A 19,898-nucleotide genomic window follows, 5' to 3' on the forward strand; every position below is an offset into this window, starting at 1 on the left:
CGGCAGGTTTCCCATCAACAGAGATCCGAGAAGACCGGCAGGCGCGGGCGGCAATTTCGGCTCAGGCGGACAGCCGCCGCTGGGGCTCGACCAGCGCGTGCAGCAGGCACTGCAATTGCATCAGGCGGGGCGCCGGCAGGAAGCCGAGACGCTCTACCGGCAGGTGCTGGCGCAAAAGCCCAATCATGCGGCGGCAGCACATTTCCTCGGTTTGCTGCTGCACCAGACCGGGCGTAGCGCCGAAGGACTTGATCTCCTCGAGCAGTCGGTGCGCCTGCAACCCAAGAATCCAGATTTCCTCAACAATCTCGGCACGGTGATGCGCGACCTCGGCCGTGTCGGTGCAGCCGTCGATTTCTTCCGTGGCGCGGTGGCAATCCGGCCGGAGCAACTCGCGGCGCGCGACAATCTCGGCTCCTCGCTGAAGCAACTCGGCCAGTTCGAGGGCGCGGAGGAGATCTATCGCGGCACTATCGGCCGCAACCCGTTCCATGTCCGCGCCCGCATCGGGCTTGCCGAAACGCTGCAGGAGGCTGGGCGGCTCGACGAGGCGCTCGCCGTCTTCCGCGAAGCATTGGCAATTCGGCCGAAGGACGCCGACCTGCTGCACGGTCTGGGCGTCGGGCTGATGGAGAAGGGCAGCCTCGGAGAGGCAGCGGAGCATTTCCGGCAGGCGCTGGCGGTCGATCCCGGCATGGCCAGGGCCTGGCTGATGCTCACCCAGGTCAAGCGCCAGCAGGAGCGCGACGCCGAGCTTGCCGGGATGGAGGCGCAGCACGCCAAGGCGCCGGACGGCAGCCTGGCGCGCATGCAGCTTTCGTTCGGCCTCGGCAAGGCCAATGACGATCTGAAGGATTATGGCCGTGCCTTCGATTATTTCGCCGAAGGCAATGCCATCCGCCGCATGGGCATCGACTATGATGCGGGCAAGACACGCGCCGAATTCGAAACGATGAAGGCGGTGTTCGACAAGGCCTTCTTCGATAAGCACAGACCGAGCGGGATTGCCGACGACACGCCGATCTTCGTCGTCGGCATGCCGCGCTCCGGCACCACGCTTGTCGAGCAGATCATCGCCAGCCATCCGCAGGTCTATGGCGCGGGCGAGCTCGGCATATTGAAGACGGCGGTGGGAAAACAGTTTCCGCCTGGTATGAAGGGCGGTTTCCCCAGCGGGATCGCTGACCTGCCCGACAAAGCCTTTGTCGAGGCAGGCCAGGCCTATCTGGACCTGCTGCACGCCCGCTATCCGGGTTTCCGGCATGTCACCGACAAGATGCCCGGCAATTTCCTTTTGGTCGGCTTCATCCATCTGATGCTGCCCAAGGCCAAGATCATCCATTGCGCGCGCGACGCGGCGGCGACCTGCCTGTCGATCTACAAGGTGCATTTCCGCGGCGACAGCCACCGCTACGGCTACGACCTCGGCGAGCTTGCCGATTTCCACAATCTCTACACCGACATCATGGCGCATTGGCGCACCGTTCTGCCTGATGCCGTGCATGATGTGCGCTACGAGGATTTCGTCGCCGACCAGGAAGGGCAGACGCGGGCGCTGATCGCCTATCTCGGCCTGCCATGGGACGATGCAGTGCTGTCGTTCCACGAGACCGATCGGCCGGTGCGCACGGCGTCGGCGGCGCAGGTGCGCCAGCCGATGTACCAGGGCTCGGTCGATCTGTGGAAGCGCTATGGCGACCGGCTCAAGCCGCTGCTCGACCGGCTGGCGTAATGCGGGCCTACAACTCAATGACGGGCTGAAAGCCGCCGAAGATCATGCGCTTGCCGTCGAACGGCATCGCCGACCAGTCGGACTTCAGCCGCTCATCGGCCATGACCTTGGCCATCACCGCATCGCGGCTCTGCCGCGATTCATAGACGACCCACGAGAAGACGACGATCTCGTCGTCCTTGGCCTGCACGGCGCGCGGGAACGAGGTCATTTCGCCATAGGGCACGTCGTCGCCTATGCATTCGACATAGGCGAGCGCGCCATGCTCCTTCCAGACGGTGCCGCCGAGCTGCGCCATTTTTTTGTAGGCATCGAGATTCGCCTTGGGTACGGCAAGAACGAAACCATCGACATAGGACATTGTGGTTCTCCTTGGGTTGGATTTTCCTTCTCCCCTTGTGGGAGAAGGTGGCCGAGCGAAGCTCGGTCGGATGAGGGGTGTTCCAGGGAAACACCAACGTCTCATTTTTTCCAGCACCCCTCATCCGTCTCGGCGCTGCGCGCCGATCCACCTTCTCCCGCAAGGGGAGAAGGAAAGAAGGCGCTACGCCGCCTTTACTGGCGCGTTCATCGCCCACTCGACGCCGAAGGGATCAGTCAACTGACCCCAGCGATCGCCCCAGAACATCACCTGCAGCGGCGTGCCGACCTTGCAACCGGCATCGATAGCGCGCTGCCACCAGGCGTCGATGTCGTCGCTGCCGAGATGCAGCTGCATGGTGAAGCCCTGCGGCTTCACCGGGGCCATTCCGTGCTCGGGATAGAAGTCGGAAATCATCAAGGTCGAACCGTTGATGTGGAGATGGATGTGCATCGTCCGGCCCTGCTCGTCCGGCGGGTAGAAGAAGATCTGCTCGGCGCCGAAGGCCTTCTGATAGAATTCCGAAGCCTTGAAGGCGCCGTCCAACTGAAGGTAGGGCGTCAATCCGCCGAGGACTTTCGCTTTAGGCTGGGTTTGGGGCTGGTCGTTCATCTTTTTGCTCCTCTCTGCGTTTGGTTTGACCTTGCGGATCACAGGACGAATGAAGCGGCGGCGATCCTACACGTCAGATGCAATTTTTTAATGCCGGGACCAAATGCGCCGGGCCGCCGGCGGTTGGAGTGACCCCGGGCGACGCGCAAGGCTTATGACGGCGCCGCTGCGGCCGGTTGGTCTCTTATCATCTTGCCTCGGACAAGGAGATTGCAATCCGGCGGCTGTTTTGCGCGTCGACGACGATCTCCGGCCAGCCGATATCCTTGCGCAGTTCGATCGGCAATGAAAGCAGGGCGCGCTCGCTGCGGTAACGGGCGCGAGCCGCCGAGTAACGGGTCGCGATGCGACCAACGGACGACAGAATGGACATGATGCTCTCTCCTCGATTGGCGCCGGCATCACCGTGTCGGCATCCCAAGGACGTGGCGCGCGGCCATGATCCGACAGGACTGGCGGAATTTTTTGCCGCAAAGCTTCAACCGCCCGTTTCTGCCACCGATCTGAAGAAATCTTCCGGGCTGTCGATCTCGGCCAGCCGCCGCTTCTCGATCAGCCAGAAGCGGTTGCCGATCGCCCTGATAAAGGAGCGGTCGTGCGATGCCAGCACGCAGCTCGCCTGATGGCCGAGCAATTCTGCCTCCAGCGCCTCCTGGCCGTCGATGTCGAGATGGTTGGTCGGCTCATCGAGCAGGTAGAAGTTGGGATTGGCAAGCCTGAGCGCCAGCATCATCAGCCGCGCCTTCTGTCCGCCCGACAGCACGCCGATCCTGCGCTCCTGCATATCGATGCTGACGCCTGCGCCCGCCAGCAGCGAGCGGGCGCGCTGCTCGCCGACATCGAATCTGCGCGAGAGCATCGCCAGCGGCGTGTCGTCGCCGCTGATGCCCGACAATGCCTGGTCGCTGTAGCCGAGCACCGTCGACGGCGTCACCTTCACGCCTTGTGTTGCCGTCTCTGGCTCGACGACGGCATTTCTGATCAGGCTGATCAGCCGCGACTTGCCGACGCCGTTGCGGCCGAGCAACACGATGCGGTCGCCCTGGCAGATGTGGCGCTTGCCGGTCCTGAACAGCAGCGTGCCGTCAGGCGTTTCGACCGCCACGTCGTCAAGCGTGATCAGCACCTTGGCATGGGTGCCGCGATTGGCGAGCTTTATCGCGCCCGCCGATTTTCGCGGTGCGCCGGTGCCGCGACCTCTTCGAGGCGCTGGGCGCGTTGGTTGAGCTGCTTGGTCTTGACCGTCAGCAGGTCGCTGCCCGAGTTGATACCGATGTTGTTGAGCTTGGCCGCCTGCCGGCGCAATTGCTGCGCCATCTTCATGTCGCGCTGGAATTTGCGCTCGGTCGAGGCATCGACTTCGCTCAACGCATCGCGTGCCCGCGAATAGGACAACGAAAATACCGGCGACTGTTCGGGGCGCAGGAACAGCGTCCGGTTGGTCGTTGCGTCGAGGAAGGCACGGTCGTGGCTGGCGATCACCACCGGCACCTCGCGCGGCAGCGCGTTCAGCCAGGTTTCGAGCTGGCTGATCTTGGCGAGGTCGAGATGGTTGGTCGGCTCGTCGAGAAGCAGGACGTCGGGATCGGTGACCCAGACGCGGGCGATCAGCGCCAGCCTTTGCCAGCCGCCGCTCAAGGCCCGCATCGGCCGCTCGCGCATCGGCTGCGGCACGTCGAGTGAATCGAGAACGACATCGACGCGCCATTGCTCGCTTTCGGCCTGCTCGGCCGGCAAGGCGTCGGCCACCATCTGCTGAAAGCCATGCTCGGCCAGTGCTGCGGGAACGGCTTGCTCGACATAGCCGACGCGCAGGCCGCGCGTGCGGGTGATGTCGCCTGCTGTCGGCTCCACCTCGCCGGTCAGGCATTTCAGCAAGGTGGACTTGCCGCGGCCGTTGGCGGCGACGATGCCGAGCCGGTCGCCGGTGCCGATGCTGAGGTCGAGGTTGGAAAAGAGCGGCGCACTCATGGTGACGCCGAGGGACTTGAGGCTGATCAGGGCCATGTTGGTTTCTCTGGTCTGCCCGGATGAATTCCGGTTCGCTGCACTTTGACGGTGCGCAGGCGGGCCAGCAGGCTCGGCGTTGCAGCACCACGAAGGGCAGACCAAGAAAATCGAAGCGGGAGAACCCGGACCGTCTCTGGTCAGCCCTGCAAGCAAGCTCGCAGGGCAGGGACAGGGCCGCGCTGACGGTGGTGGTCGAAAGACACGCAGCCCTCCTTTCAAGACGTTCGAGTTATGGGAACTGGCTACACCAGGGGAGGGGCCGATGGCAAGTGGGCGTGTAAAAGTGAACTAAGCGCTGAAGTTGCCAATCTCCCCCCATGTGGGGGAGATGTCCGGCAGGGCAGAGGGGGGCGCGAAGGAACGCTACCGTCCCGGCCGACCGGTCTTGCCGGGTCGACGCTTTTCGCGGCGAGCGTCGGCCGGATCCTCGTAAGAGCCGATACCACTGCGCTGGCGGACAATTGGCTTACCGGACTCGTTGCGTTCCTTGGCGCCCCCCTCTGTCCAGCCCTCTTTGCCACCACTTGACATCTCCCCCACTTGGGGGGAGATCGGCTGTGGCTTGGCCGGCACTTTTCCCTCAACAGGCTTTTCAGTCCGTCGCACCGTCATCTCATCAAGCGAGTTCTTCTTGAACAGCGGCTTGGTCGGCTCGCCGGGGATGCCGAAATCGGAGCCGTGCGCCTCTTCGGCCGACTGCTTCTTGAACAGCGAGCGGGACACCGCCCCGGCCGGCGTCGGCATGTCGGTGCCCGGCCCCATGGCGTCGAGCGAAGGTTTTGCGAACAGAGGCTTCTTGACCGGCACGGCGCCGTCGGCGCCCATCTCGTCGAGCGCGGGCTTGCGGAACAGACCCTTGCCGTCATCGTCGACCGTGCGGTGGATGGCGCGGCCCTTGTTGTGCTTGCCCTTTTCGCGGCCCGAAACCGGGCTTTCCATGTCGGCATATTTGGCCAGCGGATCGTCGGAGATGGACAGTTCCATCTCGCGCAGCCGCTTGATCTCGTCGCGGATGCGGGCCGCCTTCTCGAAATCGAGATTGGCGGCTGCGTCGCGCATCTGCTTGTCCATCGCGTCGAGATGGGCTTTCAGATTGTTGCCCATCATCGCGCCGGCGCTGTCGGTGAACTGCGAGATGTCGGCGCGGACGTGGTCCTTCTCGTAGACCGAGTCCAGGATGTCGGAGATGCGCGACTTGACCGATTCCGGCGTGATGCCATTGGCCGCGTTCCACTCCATCTGCTTTTCGCGACGGCGGTTGGTCTCGGCCATCGCCCGCTCCATCGAGCCGGTGACCTGGTCGGCGTAGAGGATGACCTTGCCGTCGACATTGCGCGCGGCGCGGCCGATGGTCTGAATCAGCGAGGTTTCGGAGCGCAAAAAACCCTCCTTGTCGGCATCGAGAATGGCGACGAAGCCGCATTCGGGGATGTCGAGGCCTTCGCGCAAAAGGTTGATGCCGACCAGAACGTCGAAGGCGCCGAGGCGCAGGTCGCGCAGGATCTCGATGCGCTCCAGCGTGTCGATGTCGGAGTGCATATAGCGGACGCGAATGCCCTGCTCGTGCAGATATTCGGTCAGGTCCTCGGCCATGCGCTTGGTCAGCACGGTGACCAGCGTGCGGTAGCCGGCTTTTGTCGTTTCGCGGATTTCGCCGACGACGTCGTCGACCTGGGTCTTGGCCGGGCGCACCTCGACCGGCGGGTCGATCAGGCCGGTCGGGCGGATGACCTGCTCGGCAAAGACGCCGCCGGACTGCTCCATCTCCCAGGCGCCGGGCGTCGCCGAAACCGCGACCGAAAGCGGGCGCATCGCGTCCCATTCCTCGAAACGCAACGGCCGGTTGTCCATGCAGGACGGCAGACGGAAACCGTACTCGGCCAGCGTCGCCTTGCGGCGAAAGTCGCCGCGATACATGCCGCCGATCTGCGGCACGGTGACGTGGCTTTCGTCAATGAAGACCAGTGCATTGTCAGGGATGTACTCGAACAGGGTCGGCGGCGGATCGCCCGGCTGGCGGCCGGTGAGATAGCGCGAATAGTTCTCGATGCCGGCGCAGGAGCCGGTGGCTTCCAGCATCTCGAGGTCGAATCGGCAGCGCTGCTCCAGCCGCTGCGCCTCGAGCAGGCGTCCTGCCCGTTCGAGTTCGACCAGCCGCTGCTTGAGCTCTTCCTTGATCGACTTGATGGCCTGGTTCAGTGTCGGGCGCGGCGTCACATAGTGCGAATTGGCATAGATCTTGACGCTCTTCAATTCGCCGGTCTTCTGGCCGGTCAGCGGGTCGAATTCGGTGATCGCCTCGATCTCGTCGCCGAACAGCGAAATGCGCCAGGCGCGGTCCTCAAGGTGGGCCGGAAAAATCTCGATCGTGTCGCCGCGCACGCGGAACGAGCCGCGGACGAAGTTGATATCCTGCCGCTTGTACTGCTGGGCGACGAGATCGGCGAGCAGCGCGCGCTGGTCGAGCCGGTCGCCGATCTGCATCTGGAAGGTCATCGCCGTGTAGGTCTCGACCGAGCCGATACCGTAGATGCAGGACACCGAGGCGACGATGATGACATCGTCGCGCTCCAGCAGCGAGCGCGTCGCCGAATGGCGCATGCGGTCGATCTGCTCGTTGATCGACGATTCCTTTTCGATAAAGGTATCCGTCCGCGGCACATAGGCTTCCGGCTGGTAGTAGTCGTAATAGGAGACGAAATACTCGACGGCGTTTTCCGGGAAGAATTTCTTGAACTCGGAATAAAGCTGCGCGGCCAGCGTCTTGTTGGGGGCGAGGATCAAGGCAGGGCGCTGCGTCTCCTCGATCACCTTGGCCATGGTAAAAGTCTTTCCCGAGCCGGTGACGCCGAGCAGCACCTGGGTGCGGTCGTTGTCGTTGACGCCTTCGACAAGATCCTTGATCGCCGTCGGCTGGTCGCCGGCCGGTTCGAAATCCGACACCATCTTGATGGCGATGCCGCCTTCGGATTTTTCGGGCCGGGCCGGGCGGTGCGGCGTCCACAGCACGCCGTCCTTGTGCAGCGGGTTGCCGGATTCGATCAGCGCCGACAGCGCCGCCACGGTGGCGGTGACGCCGCCGGAGGCCATGGTCTCGGCTTCCTCTAGAGAAACGTCGAGGCCGGCGACCGGATTGAGGCCGGCCGCGGTGCGCTCCCGCGCCGAAGCCGCGCCACCCATGGAAGTGCCTCGCGCCGTGCGGCCCGGAGAGGAGGAGCGTTCGGGGATCTTTTTCGCCTTGGCGCCTTCCCTCCCCCTTGAGGGGAGGGTGGCGGCGGAGCCGCCGGGTGGGGTCGGTGCGGCCGGGCTCGACGTGCCCTCATGTTGAGCGCTTCCTTTGCCGACCCCCTCTGTCGCCTTCTCCCCCTCGAGGGGGGAGACTTGGCGCCCTTCCTTTTCGGCCTCCTGCTCGATCTGCTCGGCCCAATCGGCGATCGAGCCGGTCAGCGGCGTGCCTGACAATTCAGCCTGCGGCGCCTCGGCAAAACCGCGCTTGTGCAGCGGCTCGGACGCATCGAGGAAATCGGTCAAAGGGCTGCGCCGCTTGGGCGGCGAAGCACGATCGTCACGCGCCGACGGCGGCGTCTTTTTGTCAGGAAGTTTGGCCATGCCCCAAATATGGGAGGTATCGGCCAAAATGGAAAGAGCGGAGTGGCCAGGGGCGCGAGAGGAAACCAGGCTGCTGACACAAGGGTGTCAGGAGCGATGTCGAACGCGCCCTCAGTTGAACCACAGCGCAAAGGTCAAAAACCCGGCGCCGCCGAACTGGCGCCGGATCTGGTCGAACTCTTCGCTGGTGAGGATCTTTCCGCTGTCGAGATAGGGCGCGATGGCCGGGCCGGTGATCGACAGCACCAGGTCGAAGGGCTTTGGCTCGTCGAAGAAGCCCTTCATGTTGATGCCTTTGTCGGCGAAGCGGAAATGCGGCAGCAAGGTGCGGCCTTCGAGCAGGTCCTCAGCCATGTCAAGCGCGGCGTGCCAGGCCTGGACCTGCTCCTCGCCGACCTCCAGGCCGGTGAGCGGGCTGGCGCCTTTCTGTTGCGGGCCGGGCAGCCATTCACGGTCGTTGTCGGTCTCGGCGCGGATCGCCTTCCAGTCTTCGCGGGACAGCCGGATCATTTCCATGAGGTGGCGGCGCGCCGCCTGGCGGCGCTCCGGCTCGACCACCGGCCAATTGACCAGATGAACCAGCGAGATGAAGTCGGCGATGCGCCACTCGGCCGACAACATGCCGCCGCTCATGCCGCCGTCCGGCGGCACGAGCGTGTCCTGCAGCGGCAGTTTTGCGCGCGGAAACAGCATGTGGAACGAGCCGTCGAAGGCGTTGCTGAAGTCATGCGCCAGCCAGAAATCCGCCTGCGCCATCAGGAATTCGGCATAGCCCTGCAGCCAGTAGCCATCGGCGCGGTCGAAGCGGAAGGTGAGGGCGGGTGCGGCCGGGTCTGGCGCACCGCCGCCGCGTGACAGGGACGCCATGATCGCGGCGGCACTTTCGTCCGGCGCGATCTGGCCGTCCTCGTTGAGGTCGATGCCGAGACGGGTGAGGTCGACCTCGATGCCGATGTCCGCATCGGCAGGCACGGATCCAAGCGTGGCTGCGGACTTTTCCAGCCGATCGCGGAAGGCGACCAGGATGGCGCGGAAGCCGTCGTAGGTCAGTGGCGCGGGATTGGGATTGTCCGGCACCGGCAGCCGCATCAGCGGCAGCATGAACGATTGCGGGCTTTCGAAACCGTGGCGGTGCAGGCCGCCGGCCAGGATCTCCAGCGCGGTGAAGAATTGGCCGGCGCCGGTGGCGTAGGCCGACGCAGGATCAGTGGGCGCAGCGGCTTCCAGCGCCGCAAGCATGCTGTCGCGGTCGGCTACGGTTTTTGCCTCGAACAGGGCGGCCGGTTCGCGGGCCGCGGCACCGGCGGAAGCAACCGGCAGCAGCAGAAGAAGGGCGGATGCCAGCAGGCTCGAAAATCGCGTCATCTTGGTCCTCCGGTATGCCGTTCGGCGGCAACCATATACGCATCTTGTGTGTTGCGCCTACTGCGGGCATCTGGCTGCACGATTGCGAACGGAGGCGCTTCGCTATATCGGGCGCATCGTCTACCGTGGCCATTCATCCCGGTGCAGGCTGCGCGTGTCGAACTATCCGCTTTCCTACAAATTGTCCTGGCTGCCACGCTTCTTGAAGCCTTCGCTCAGCGGCGATCGAAAAGGCTTTGCGCCGGCTGCAGGAACCATGATCGAGCCGCCACCGGCGCGGACGGTGCGGCTCGCCTTTGTCGGCGATATCTCGGCGGTGGCCAATCGCAGCCCGCCGCAATGCGACCCGGCGATCGCCACGCTGCTCGCCTCCGCCGATCTGGTGGTCGGCAATTGCGAAAGCCCGGTGGTGGAGCGACCGAGCGCGGCGATGGGCACGAAGCTTGGCACCCGTCATGCCATGACCGAGCGGTTTCTTGCCGAGGCGCTGGCCGCCGTCGGCATCTCGCGCGATAGGCTGGTGCTGTCGCTCGCCAACAACCATGCGCTCGACCAGGGCGTCGAGGGTTTTGACGAGACCGTGGCAGCGCTGGAACGGCTTGGCATCCGCAGCATCGGTACCGCGGCCGCCGGTCCGGTCGAACGCATCGCAGTCGGGCCGCTGACAATAGGCTTCGCCGCCTTCACGCTGTGGCGCAACGCCGGCGCGGCGGCGTTCGCCGGCCGTGTGTCGATGCAAGGCGAGCCGGCACGATGGCCGCGCCGCGACGCCGTCGACCTCACCTGCGCCGTGCCACATTGGGATTGGGAATTCCGGCATTTTCCGCAGGCTGAAACGCGGGCGCTGGCCCGGCGTTTGGCCGCGCAGGGCGTCGGGCTGATCGCTGGCCACCATGCCCATGTCGTGCAACCGGTGGAGCGGATCGGCAAGGCGCTCGTCGCCTATGGGCTCGGCGATTTCCTCGGCACCGCCTTTGCGCGGCAGCCATGGCCCGGCCGCATCGGGGGCATCCTGACCGTCGATATCAGCGCCGACGCCGACACGCGTGGCGCGATTGCCGCCTACCGGCTGCATCCCTTCATGCGGCTGCGCGCCGGCGACCATGAGCGGCTGGTTCCCGTCGAGGCGCTGGAGGGTGCATTAAGGCAAAAGGTTACGGCCCGTTTCGTTGCGGTTTTTGGTAACGGGAATTGATGGCCACAGTTGACTGGTAGCTCGGATAAGTTGTGTGGGTTCACCACCATCCCAACGCTGTAGTCGCGCGACTTTCCGCAAAATCGGCTATTGTCCAAGCTGGGTGTTCGATCATTTCGACGGTGGGATGGCGATGGAAGCAGCGGATTTCATGCCTGATGAAGCTGACATCGCCGGCATCAAGAGCAATCTGGCGGCCTACGAGGCCGAAAGGGCTTCGGCCTACCGGCAAGTCCGCTGGCGGGTGCCGCTGTTCATCGGACTGGTGCTGGTGTTCGTGGCGCTTGTCGCCTGGCTTTTCAACAGGATCGCCGATCCCTACGAGCAATGGCTCTCGACGCCGCATGTGTTGCTCTATGTCGTCGGGTTGCTGGCGGCGATCCTGCTCTATTTCCAGGCGATCAAGCCGACGAGCCGGTTGCAGCAATCGTTCCACAAGACACTGCTGCCGATCATCTTCGGCTTCATCAGGGATATGCGCTACCAGCATGAGGTGACGCCGAATTCGTTCGACCGGCTGCCGCGCGAGACGATCGGCACGTTCAACACCAAGCGCTTCGACGACATCGTATCCGGCCGTTACGAGGGATTTCCGTTCGAGCTTTACGAAGCCGATCTCCGGCAAGGCACGGGCGGCACGATAGCATTCAAGGGGATCGTCGTTGCCTTCGGGACCATGGTGCCGTTCCCCGGCATATTGGTGGCCGCGCGCCGGACTGACATGGCCGCCGGGTTTTTCCGCGGCATGTTCGCCAGCAAGATGCAGGAATTGTCATGCGGGGTGCCCGAACTTGATGCGGCCTACGACTTTCGCAGCGACAATGTCGAGGCGGCGCAGCCGCTGGTGAGCGGCCGGCTGGCGCAGGCACTGACATGGCTCAAGGAGACATGGCCTGATGATCCGGCGCGGGTCGCGCTCAATGGCAGCGACGGCTTTTTACTCCTGCCGCAGACGAGGAATTTTTTCGAGCTGCCCGATATCTCGGTGCCGCTCGACTACGCCAAGCATGTCGCGCCTATGATATCAGATATCGGGGCGATGCTGGCGACGGCGGCGCTGGTGCGCAAGATCGGCGCAAAGGACGAGGCGGCGGGTTAGCCCGCACTTGAGGTCTGCTGCCAGCTTCTGAATCAACGCCAGGAAGCTTCCAGTCGAACCGCGTGAAGCTGGCAGTCAGATCGCGAGAGAAGCCCAAAAACAGTCGGCGCCGGGATTTCTCCCAGCGCCTCCCTGTCAGATCAGGACACGGTCGCGGCAGCAACTTCCGTAAAGACGTCGCGCCATGCCGGCCTTGATGTTGACGGTCCTGCCAGCCACCGCCCGAGGGCAGCGTCCGTTCGGGACCTCGCCAGTCTCCACCCTTGCAAGCTTCGTCCAGCGCGCCATCGAAGGTCTTTGCCGTCCTTCATGGCAGCATCGGTCCGCCGTAGGCGTTCGCACGCTTTCCGCGGCCCCGTAGGTCTCGGTCCTCAAAACAGGCAAGCCTGCCTTCATTCGGGCCGTACGGGCCTCAGGAAGTCTGCCGTCTCGCTTTGCCTTTCGACTTGGCAATCGGTAGCCGCCTGAGATGGGTTTAATGTACGCCGGGTAAGCGTTTGGCGAAATGACTGCGAGCCTGTGGATTGCGGGATTATCGGGGACCAAGGCCTGCATCGGCGCGTTTATTTTGCCGAGACGCGTGGCGGGACATGCCCATCCTGCGGCGAGCCGCAGGATTCTGCCCTTGCCCCACACCGCGGCGCGGGCTTCAATGCCGGCGAAGGATTTTAGGACAGCAGTGTCGTTGCTATCCTATGGGGAGGCATTCTTGAAGGTTGGGGTGGTTCTCAATCCGATTGCCGGCGGCGGCTGGCTCAAGCGGCATTGGCCGGAGGTCAGCGCTTCGCTCAGGAAACATTTCGGCGATTTCGAGCTGCGCGAGACGCAGGCGACCGGCGACGCCGAACGGTTAGCGCTGGTCCTTGCCGCCAGCGGCTTCGACCTGGTGATCGCGGCGGGCGGCGACGGCACCGCCAGCGAAGTCGCCGACGGGCTGCTGCAGGCGTTTGCGGAAAGCGGCCGGACGGCCGAGCTCGGCCTGCTGCCTTGCGGCGCCGGCATCGATTTCGCCCGCGGGCTCGGTCTTTCGGACGAGGTCGACCTGACGCTGAAGCGCATCGCCGAGGCCAAGGCCCGCAGGGTCGATGCCGGCCGCATCTGCTATGTCGACGACCATGGCGCCCTGGCCAGCCGCCATTTCATCAACATCGCCAGCCTCGGGCTGTCGGGCGCCACCGACCGCGCGGTCAACGCCGACAAGCGCAAGGGCAATGTGTCGGCCAAGGCGCTGTTCTACTGGCGCACCGTGTGGGAATTCATGCGCTACCGGTTCCAGGACGTCGTGATCACCGTCGACGACGGCGTCCCGGTCGAGGCGCGCATCGCGCTGGTGGCGGTGGCCAACGGAAAATTCTTCGGCGCCGGCATGATGATCGCGCCGGATGCCGAACTGGACGACGGTCAGTTCGACATCGTCATCCTGCGCGCGGCTGGCAAGCTGAAGCTGATCTGGGACATCCGTCTGCTCTATGGCGGCCGGCATCGCAACCATCCGGCAATCACCATTTTGCGCGGCAGGAAAGTCGTTGTCGAACCGCTCGGCGATGTGCAAAAGAACGGCGCTCTGGTCGACATAGACGGCGAGTCGCCGGGGCGCATACCGGCGACCTTCGAAATCCTGCCCGGCGCGCTGACGCTGAGGTATTGAATCAAGCTGTTGAGACCTTGGTTCCGATCGCTTCGATCGTGATTTAGACGATCAGGACAACATGCTGGAATCGCATGACAATTACCTACGGCATAGCTTGAGCTTGGCCGGGAAACCCGCGGCCGATGAACACGTCACTCTTGCGCGCGCTCACGGAGTCAACGGCGTCTGCATCATCTGCAAATGCAGGTCCGTGCCGGTCCAGGGATGCGCTTCGCAGACGGCTTCGTCGAGCTCGACGCCAAGGCCCGGCTCCTTCGACGGAATGACGTTGCCGTCCTGCCACTCGATCTTCTTCTTCAGCAGTTTTTCGTGAAAACCGTCCCACTGCTTCAGCGATTCCAGGATGAGGAAATTGGGCAAGGTCACGGCAAGCTGGACGTTGGCCGCACCGACGATCGGCCCGCAATAGCAGTGCGGGGCGATCTGGATGTGATAGGCCTCGGCCATGGCGGCGATCTTCTTGGTTTCGAGAATGCCGCCGGAGCGGCCGAGGTCGGGCTGCAGAATGGTCGCGGCGCGGTTCTCGATGACACGGGCGAATTCGAACTTGGTCGTCAGCCGTTCGCCGGTGGCGATCGGGATCGAGGTGCCGCGCGCCACCTGCGCCATCACTTCGGGCATGTCGGGCGGCACCGGCTCCTCGAACCACAGCGGGTCGTAAGGTTCGATGGCGCGGGCCATGCGCAGCGCGCCCGATGCGGTGAACTGGCCATGCGTGCCGAACAGGATGTCGGCCCTTGTGCCGACCGCCGCGCGGATCGCCTTGATCATGCGGGCGGAGAGATCGATGTCGACGAGACGCGGCTGGTGACCGTCAAAGGCGGTGTAGGGGCCGGCCGGATCGAGCTTGACGGCATTAAAACCCTGCTCGACATATTCGAGCGCGCATTCGGCCGCCAGGTCGGGGTCGTTGTAGACGTTGTTGCCGCGGGCATCTTCCGAATGGACGCTGCCGCTGTGTGGATAGAGGTAGGTATAGGAACGCAGCGTTTCGTTCACCTGGCCGCCGAGCAGCTTGTAGACCGGCCTGCCGGCCTCCTTGCCGATGATGTCCCAGCAGGCGATTTCGAGCGCCGAAAAACAGCCCATGCCTGACACGTCGGGGCGCTGGGTGAAGCCCGACGAATAGGCGCGGCGGAAGAAGTTCTCGATGTCGTGCGGATCGCGGCCGATGAGATAGCGCTCGGCCATGTCCTCGATCATTCTTGCGGTGACATGGGCCGAGAAGGTGGCGTTGTAGGCCTCGCCATAGCCGACGACGCCGCCGTCGGTGGTGAGCTTGACGAAGATGAAATACTTGCCGCCGATGCCGGGCGGCGGATTGCCGACAACCCAGGTTTTGACGTCGGTGATTTTCATTTTTGATCCTCCAGAACCAGTTCGGCGCCCTTCCATCCGGTCATGATCGCGGCGGCGTTGGTGTTGCCGGTGATGTTATCGGGAAAGATCGAGGCGTCGATGACCCGCAAGCCGGCGAGGCCGTGAACCCGCAGGCGCGGGTCGACGACGGCGGCGGTAGCGTCCGGTCCCATGCGGCAGGTCGAGACCGGGTGGTAAACGGTGCCCGAGCGCTTTCTGAAATCCTGGATGATATCCGCGTCGGAGGTGATCGACGGGCCCGGCAACACCTCTTCCTCGATGATCTCGGCCATTGCCGGCATGGCGGCGATCTTCCGGATGAACTTCACTGCCGCCAGCATCTCGGCGACATCAGCCTCGGTCGAAAAGGCGTTGGCGACGATCTTCGGATAATCACGCGGATTGGCGGAGCGGATCATGATCTCGCCACGGCTCGACGGGCGGCAGTTGGACAGGCCGATGGAAAAGCCCGGCCACGGATCGGGCGTCAGGATCGGGCGCTCGCCGCTCTTCGGGATGACGGTCGAGAATGCCTGGAAGTAAAGCTGCATGTTGGGCCGTGCCGCGGCCGGGTCGGTGCGGAAGAAGCCGCCGGCATTGTTCATCGACAGCGACAGCGGGCCGGAGCGCATCAGCATGTATTGCATGCCGACCATGAGCTTGCCCAACCACGGTCGCAGGATCTGGTTGAGCGTCGGCAGCCTGCCCCTGAAGGTGTAGTTGATGCCGACATGGTCCTGCAGGTTTGCCCCGACATTCTCATTGGCGTGGACGACGGCAATGCCGAGCGTGCCGAGCAGGGCCGACGGGCCGACCCCGGAGAGCTGCAGCAATTGCGGCGAGTTGATCGAGCCGCCGGACAGGATGATCTCGCAGCCGGCGCGGGCGGTTTTCGTCTCACCATTTTGGAGATACTCGATGCCAACGGCGCGCTTGCCCTCGAACAGGATCCTGGTCGCCAGCGCATTGATCTCGACGCGGAGGTTTTTGCGCTTCATCGCCGGGCGCAGGAAGGCGCGGGCGGCCGACATGCGGCGGCCGTTTTTGGTGGTGATCTGATAGATGCCGGCGCCTTCCTGGGAGGCGCCGTTGAAATCCGGGTTGAACGGCAGGCCGGCCTGATTGGCGGCCGCCAGATAGCGCTTGGTCAGCGGATGGACTGCGGTCGAGCAGTCGGTGATATGCAGCGGACCGCCAACGCCGCGCCATTGATCGGCGCCGGCCTGATTGTCCTCCAGCGCCTTGAAGACGGGCAGCAGGTTATCGAAGGCCCAGCCGGGATTGCCGGCCGCTGCCCAAGCGTCGAAATCCTCGCGCGCGCCCCTGATCCAGACCATGGCGTTGATCGAGCTCGAGCCGCCGAGCAGCCTGCCGCGCGGCCAATGGTCGACATTGCCGGCGAGGCCGGGGTCCGGCTCGGTCTTGTAGTTCCAGTTGACCGCCGGATCGAAGAAGGTCTTGCCGTAGCCGAGCGGCATCTGGACGTAGAAACGCCGGTCGCTGCCGCCGGCCTCGAGCACCAGAACCGAGAAGCGGCCGGAAGCCGACAGTCTTTCGGCCACGACCGAGCCGGCCGAGCCGGAGCCAACGATGATGAAATCATAGGTCTGCATGATGGCTGCGGCCGGCTCCGAATTCTCGCTCAACCTAGACGCCGCAAGCCGCCGCGATCACCGGAGCTTCCGGCATCGCCTGTGAAAAAAGCGACCGGCACTTCGTTTGCAGTTGGTGACCTGCCCGAAGGGGCCTTTGCCGCGTGGCCAAGCGGTTCAGCATTACACGCCATCATCAGCATTTTGCGTGAAATCATAACGCAAGATCGGGCGGGCTGGCACCCTGCGAGCGACGACCCTGAACCCGGCGCGAGCGAATGTGGAGGCGTATCCGCTGCCAGAAGCGCTCGGCGATACGTCGGCATCAAAAGGATAGGCCTCAAGTGCAGGGGCGTTTGCGCGCCTTGCAGCTTCCAGCGCCGCTGCGATCAGGTGAGATGTGATGCCTTGCCGGCGGTATGCTTTTCGCACGTAGAGGCAGGACAAGGACCAAACCGGCGCATCATCCACTCGCTTCAACTGCCACAGCCGATCGAGCCAGGGCACGGCATCGCGGGGTGTCACCTGGCACCAGCCGACAGCAGTAGCGCCGTCGAAAGCAAGCACGCCTGGAGGCGGACCATGCTCGACGGCTTGTCGGAGCGCAGCCTTGTTTTCCTCGGCTGGCCGCTTTCGATAAGAACTGCCGATACGCCCGTACATGCACCAGCAGCGACTGCAGACGGCGCTCTCACCGAACAGCTCTTCGAGCGCGGGCCATAGATTTGGCGTCAGAGGGCGAGAGGTAAGTTTCATGTCAGCTGCCTTTCTCAACTCACTGTGCGTAGTTTAGCACCTGGCAGTGCGCGTTGACGCATCGGTGCCATCCCGATACGGGAGAAGATCGATATCGAGGGGATTTGGCGCATGGTGCATTACGCGGACGGGCGGCCGATTGGCGATCTGACGCTGAGGACCTTGGCCATGCCTTCGGACGCCAATGCGGCGGGCGACATTTTTGGCGGCTGGGTGATGGCGCAAATGGACCTGGCCTGCGGCATCCGCGCCGCCGAGCGCGCCAAGGGCCGCGTGGTGACGGCGGCGGTGAAGGAAATGTCGTTCGCCAAGGCGATGAAGATCGGCGACACGCTGTGCATCTATACGCATGTCGAGCGCGTCGGCCGCACCTCGATGACGCTCAAGGTCGAGGCATGGGCGCAGCGCTACCTCTCCGACCTGATGGAGAAGGTCACCCACGCCGACTTCGTCATGGTGGCGCTGGACGGCGAAGGCAAGCCGAAGGCCGTTCCGGCGGAAAGCTGACCGGCTGGACGCAGTCAGCTTAATCGGCGCGCCGCTGCCAGCCTCCTGCATGCGAATGGCGATGCGTCGCGTTCGCACATTGCCGTGACCATGTCCGGCAGCGCATGGACAATGCGTCAACGATTGCTGAACGCAGGCGCGTTTGCAGCCTTGTTCTGCCTGATGGCCGCGACCGCCTGAGCGAGGTCAAACGAGACGAGGCCGCAGCCAGTTGCGGCTCCGAAAACCGCACCCTCAAGCGGCAAGTGCCGAGCTGCGAAATCTGCCTGCGACGCGACGTAAGACACCGGCGCGAGGAGCGTAAGCAATTGCGGCGAGGGGCGGCCATCGACGGCAAGGTGGTCAACCGAGCCCGAAATCGAAACGGGACAGAAGCCGTGCGGGCCGGAATGCAGAGGCAGCCGTACAATTCGTCTACGCTACGCGCCGTGCGCAAACCCTTGCAGCGCAAGGTTTCAGGCATGAATCCCATCGAACTTCGCGCGCGCGGCCTTGACCCGCTCGGTGTTCTTGCGCGCCCATTCGCCGAGCGCGCCGACCGGCACAAGCAGCTCGTAGCCAAGGTCGGTCAGCTCATAGTCGACGCGTGGCGGAATGGTCGGAAACACGGTGCGGGTGACGAAGCCGTCGCGCTCCAGCCCGCGCAACGTGGTGGTCAGCATCTTTTGCGAAATGCCGCCGACGGCGCTGCGCAACTCGTTGAAGCGCAGCGGCCCGTCACCGAGCTTGCCGACGACGAGCACGGTCCATTTGTCGCCGACGCGCTGCAGGATTTCCGAGATGGCGCGGCAGTCCTCGGTGCGGTGCGGGTGCCTTGGTATCAAAAAGGTGCCTCCTTGCGCCTCGTCGGCGCAGTCACTCATATAGCTCAGGTATCTAAACGATACCAGAAATTCGCCTGAAGGAGAGCCCCTCTATGTCCAAACCCAAAATCGCCATTGTCGTCGGTTCGACCCGCGCCGCTCGCTTCGCCGACGTTCCGACCCAGTGGATCGCCAGGATCGCCAAGTCGCATGCCGACATCGACGTGGAAGTGGTCGACCTGCGCGACTTCCCGCTGCCGTTCTTCGACGAGGTCGCTTCGTCCGCCTGGGCGCCGTCGCAGAATGAAGTGGCCAAGCGCTGGCAGAAGAAGGTCGCCGAGTTCGATGGCTTCATCTTCACCGCCGCCGAATACAACCATGGCCCGACCGCCGTGCTGAAGAACGCGATCGACTACGCCGCCAATGAATGGAACAAGAAGCCGGCCGGTTTCGTCGGCTATGGCAGCGTCGGCGGCGCGCGTGCCGTCGAGCAGCTGAGGCTGCATGCGGTCGAGCTGCAGATGGCGCCGGTCAAGTCGGCAGTCCATATTGCCTGGGGCGATTTCCTTGCCGTCCGGCAAGGTGAAAAGAAGCTCGAGGAGCTCGAGCACCTGAACCAGGCGGCGACCGCGCTGGTCAACGACGTTGCATGGTGGGCCAAAGTGCTGAAGGCGGCGCGCCAGGCCGACGCGGTGGCCGAGGAAGTCAAGGCGGCCTGAACCGCAGACCTGAACAATCCTCCCAAGGGTTCCCGGGGCGGCGCTTGCGTCGCCCCTTTTGATTCAGGCGATGGCTGGTATTCAGGCGATGGCTGGCGGGCGCGCCTGCCGAGGCCTGATGATGCAGTCGGCGAGGCGGTCCATCTCGTTCAACTCATCCGCATGGTGCTGGCCCCACGCGCAGAGCGCCAGAAGGATAGGCTCGAGGCTGAGGCCGAGGCGCGTGGCCGAATATTCGACGCGTGAGGGAATCTCGGCAAAGATCTCGCGTCTGACAAGGCCGTGTTCCTCCATCTCGCGAAGCTGCTGGATCAGCACTTTCTGGGTGATGTCAGGCACCAGCGTCTTCAGCGCCGACAGCCGCCGGGGGCCGTCGAAGAGATGGTAGAGAATGACAGCCTTCCATCGGCCCGAGATCACCTTCAGCGCGCGTTCCGCCGGCAGCAGAGGCAGTCTCTTGAGCAGCCTTTTTGTCGGCACCCTTTTGGTCGGCCCCGTTTTGGTCGGCCCCGTTTTGGTCGGCATGGC

The 19,898-nt window shown here is 64.0% G+C and carries 15 protein-coding genes and 1 pseudogene; 6 read left to right on the forward strand and 10 right to left on the reverse strand.

All coding sequences use genetic code 11. The annotated features are described in order from the left end of the window. Window positions 1-97 precede the first annotated feature (97 nt). Window positions 98-1,732 carry a tetratricopeptide repeat-containing sulfotransferase family protein gene (locus M727_RS0100915; protein ID WP_027151073.1) on the forward strand — a complete coding sequence of 545 codons (1,635 nt, stop codon included), beginning with the start codon at window positions 98-100 and terminating at the stop codon, window positions 1,730-1,732. 7 nt (window positions 1,733-1,739) lie between these two features. Here the strand turns inward: M727_RS0100915 and M727_RS0100920 are convergent, their stop codons facing one another. The 6 genes and pseudogenes from M727_RS0100920 to M727_RS0100945 form a co-directional block, all read right to left on the reverse strand. Next, window positions 1,740-2,093 (reverse strand): DUF1428 family protein, encoded by a 354-nt coding sequence (locus M727_RS0100920; protein ID WP_027151074.1) that lies wholly within the window; start codon window positions 2,091-2,093, stop codon window positions 1,740-1,742. 183 nt (window positions 2,094-2,276) lie between these two features. Beyond that, window positions 2,277-2,705, reverse strand: a complete 429-nt coding sequence (locus M727_RS0100925; RefSeq protein ID WP_027151075.1) for a glyoxalase/bleomycin resistance/extradiol dioxygenase family protein — start codon at window positions 2,703-2,705, stop codon at window positions 2,277-2,279. 187 nt (window positions 2,706-2,892) lie between these two features. Beyond that, complete coding sequence (locus M727_RS0100930; protein ID WP_023799860.1) at window positions 2,893-3,078, reverse strand: hypothetical protein; 186 nt, start codon at window positions 3,076-3,078, stop codon at window positions 2,893-2,895. A 105-nt stretch (window positions 3,079-3,183) separates the two neighbouring features. Next, a pseudogene (locus tag M727_RS35500) lies at window positions 3,184-4,712 on the reverse strand (ABC-F family ATP-binding cassette domain-containing protein). 366 nt (window positions 4,713-5,078) lie between these two features. Then, window positions 5,079-8,324 carry an excinuclease ABC subunit UvrB gene (uvrB, locus tag M727_RS0100940; protein WP_027151076.1) on the reverse strand — a complete coding sequence of 1,082 codons (3,246 nt, stop codon included), beginning with the start codon at window positions 8,322-8,324 and terminating at the stop codon, window positions 5,079-5,081. 111 nt (window positions 8,325-8,435) lie between these two features. After that, on the reverse strand, window positions 8,436-9,689 hold the full coding sequence (locus M727_RS0100945; protein WP_027151077.1) for a hypothetical protein: 1,254 nt from the start codon (window positions 9,687-9,689) through the stop codon (window positions 8,436-8,438). A gap of 154 nt (window positions 9,690-9,843) precedes the next feature. On the opposite strand from M727_RS0100945, the gene M727_RS0100950 reads away from it, so the two are divergent. From M727_RS0100950 to M727_RS0100960, 3 genes are all read left to right on the forward strand, one after another. After that, window positions 9,844-10,884, forward strand: coding sequence for a CapA family protein (locus M727_RS0100950; RefSeq protein ID WP_027151078.1), 1,041 nt, complete (start codon window positions 9,844-9,846; stop codon window positions 10,882-10,884). Between the two features lie 133 nt (window positions 10,885-11,017). Then, window positions 11,018-11,983 (forward strand): DUF3137 domain-containing protein, encoded by a 966-nt coding sequence (locus M727_RS0100955; RefSeq protein WP_036261153.1) that lies wholly within the window; start codon window positions 11,018-11,020, stop codon window positions 11,981-11,983. A 709-nt stretch (window positions 11,984-12,692) separates the two neighbouring features. Next, on the forward strand, window positions 12,693-13,631 hold the full coding sequence (locus tag M727_RS0100960; protein WP_027151080.1) for a diacylglycerol kinase family protein: 939 nt from the start codon (window positions 12,693-12,695) through the stop codon (window positions 13,629-13,631). A gap of 150 nt (window positions 13,632-13,781) precedes the next feature. Here the strand turns inward: M727_RS0100960 and M727_RS0100965 are convergent, their stop codons facing one another. Together M727_RS0100965 and M727_RS0100970 are read right to left on the reverse strand one after the other, a co-directional pair. Further along, window positions 13,782-14,993 carry a mandelate racemase/muconate lactonizing enzyme family protein gene (locus tag M727_RS0100965; protein WP_027151081.1) on the reverse strand — a complete coding sequence of 404 codons (1,212 nt, stop codon included), beginning with the start codon at window positions 14,991-14,993 and terminating at the stop codon, window positions 13,782-13,784. Further along, entirely contained in the window at window positions 14,990-16,606 is a 1,617-nt protein-coding gene (locus M727_RS0100970; RefSeq protein WP_027151082.1) for a GMC family oxidoreductase N-terminal domain-containing protein, read from the reverse strand. Before M727_RS0100970 ends, M727_RS0100965 begins: the two co-directional genes overlap by 4 nt. Window positions 16,607-17,452: 846 nt before the next feature. Between M727_RS0100970 and M727_RS0100980 the strand changes: the two genes are divergently transcribed. Then, a complete protein-coding gene (locus tag M727_RS0100980) occupies window positions 17,453-17,848 on the forward strand; it encodes an acyl-CoA thioesterase (RefSeq protein WP_027151084.1) in 396 nt (131 codons plus the stop codon). A gap of 455 nt (window positions 17,849-18,303) precedes the next feature. Here the strand turns inward: M727_RS0100980 and M727_RS0100990 are convergent, their stop codons facing one another. After that, a complete protein-coding gene (locus M727_RS0100990; RefSeq protein ID WP_027151085.1) occupies window positions 18,304-18,672 on the reverse strand; it encodes a helix-turn-helix domain-containing protein in 369 nt (122 codons plus the stop codon). A 92-nt stretch (window positions 18,673-18,764) separates the two neighbouring features. On the opposite strand from M727_RS0100990, the gene M727_RS0100995 reads away from it, so the two are divergent. Next, window positions 18,765-19,370 (forward strand): NADPH-dependent FMN reductase, encoded by a 606-nt coding sequence (locus tag M727_RS0100995; protein ID WP_027151086.1) that lies wholly within the window; start codon window positions 18,765-18,767, stop codon window positions 19,368-19,370. 81 nt (window positions 19,371-19,451) lie between these two features. Here M727_RS0100995 and M727_RS0101000 read toward each other — a convergent pair whose 3' ends face one another. Continuing rightward, window positions 19,452-19,895 carry a helix-turn-helix domain-containing protein gene (locus M727_RS0101000; RefSeq protein ID WP_084646615.1) on the reverse strand — a complete coding sequence of 148 codons (444 nt, stop codon included), beginning with the start codon at window positions 19,893-19,895 and terminating at the stop codon, window positions 19,452-19,454. Window positions 19,896-19,898 lie beyond the last annotated feature (3 nt).

The organism is Mesorhizobium sp. WSM2561 (assembly GCF_000513915.1).
Lineage (GTDB): Bacteria > Pseudomonadota > Alphaproteobacteria > Rhizobiales > Rhizobiaceae > Mesorhizobium > Mesorhizobium muleiense.

Coding starts and splice junctions, on each gene's coding strand:
- M727_RS0100920 (WP_027151074.1), bottom strand. CDS start 2,093: ATGTCCTATGTCGATGGTTTCGTTCTTGCCGTACCCAAGGCGAATCTC.
- M727_RS0100925 (WP_027151075.1), bottom strand. CDS start 2,705: ATGAACGACCAGCCCCAAACCCAGCCTAAAGCGAAAGTCCTCGGCGGA.
- M727_RS0100930 (WP_023799860.1), bottom strand. CDS start 3,078: ATGTCCATTCTGTCGTCCGTTGGTCGCATCGCGACCCGTTACTCGGCG.
- uvrB (WP_027151076.1), bottom strand. CDS start 8,324: ATGGCCAAACTTCCTGACAAAAAGACGCCGCCGTCGGCGCGTGACGAT.
- M727_RS0100945 (WP_027151077.1), bottom strand. CDS start 9,689: ATGACGCGATTTTCGAGCCTGCTGGCATCCGCCCTTCTTCTGCTGCTG.
- M727_RS0100955 (WP_036261153.1), top strand. CDS start 11,018: ATGGAAGCAGCGGATTTCATGCCTGATGAAGCTGACATCGCCGGCATC.
- M727_RS0100965 (WP_027151081.1), bottom strand. CDS start 14,993: ATGAAAATCACCGACGTCAAAACCTGGGTTGTCGGCAATCCGCCGCCC.
- M727_RS0100970 (WP_027151082.1), bottom strand. CDS start 16,606: ATGCAGACCTATGATTTCATCATCGTTGGCTCCGGCTCGGCCGGCTCG.
- M727_RS0100980 (WP_027151084.1), top strand. CDS start 17,453: ATGGTGCATTACGCGGACGGGCGGCCGATTGGCGATCTGACGCTGAGG.
- M727_RS0100995 (WP_027151086.1), top strand. CDS start 18,765: ATGTCCAAACCCAAAATCGCCATTGTCGTCGGTTCGACCCGCGCCGCT.
- M727_RS0101000 (WP_084646615.1), bottom strand. CDS start 19,895: ATGCCGACCAAAACGGGGCCGACCAAAACGGGGCCGACCAAAAGGGTG.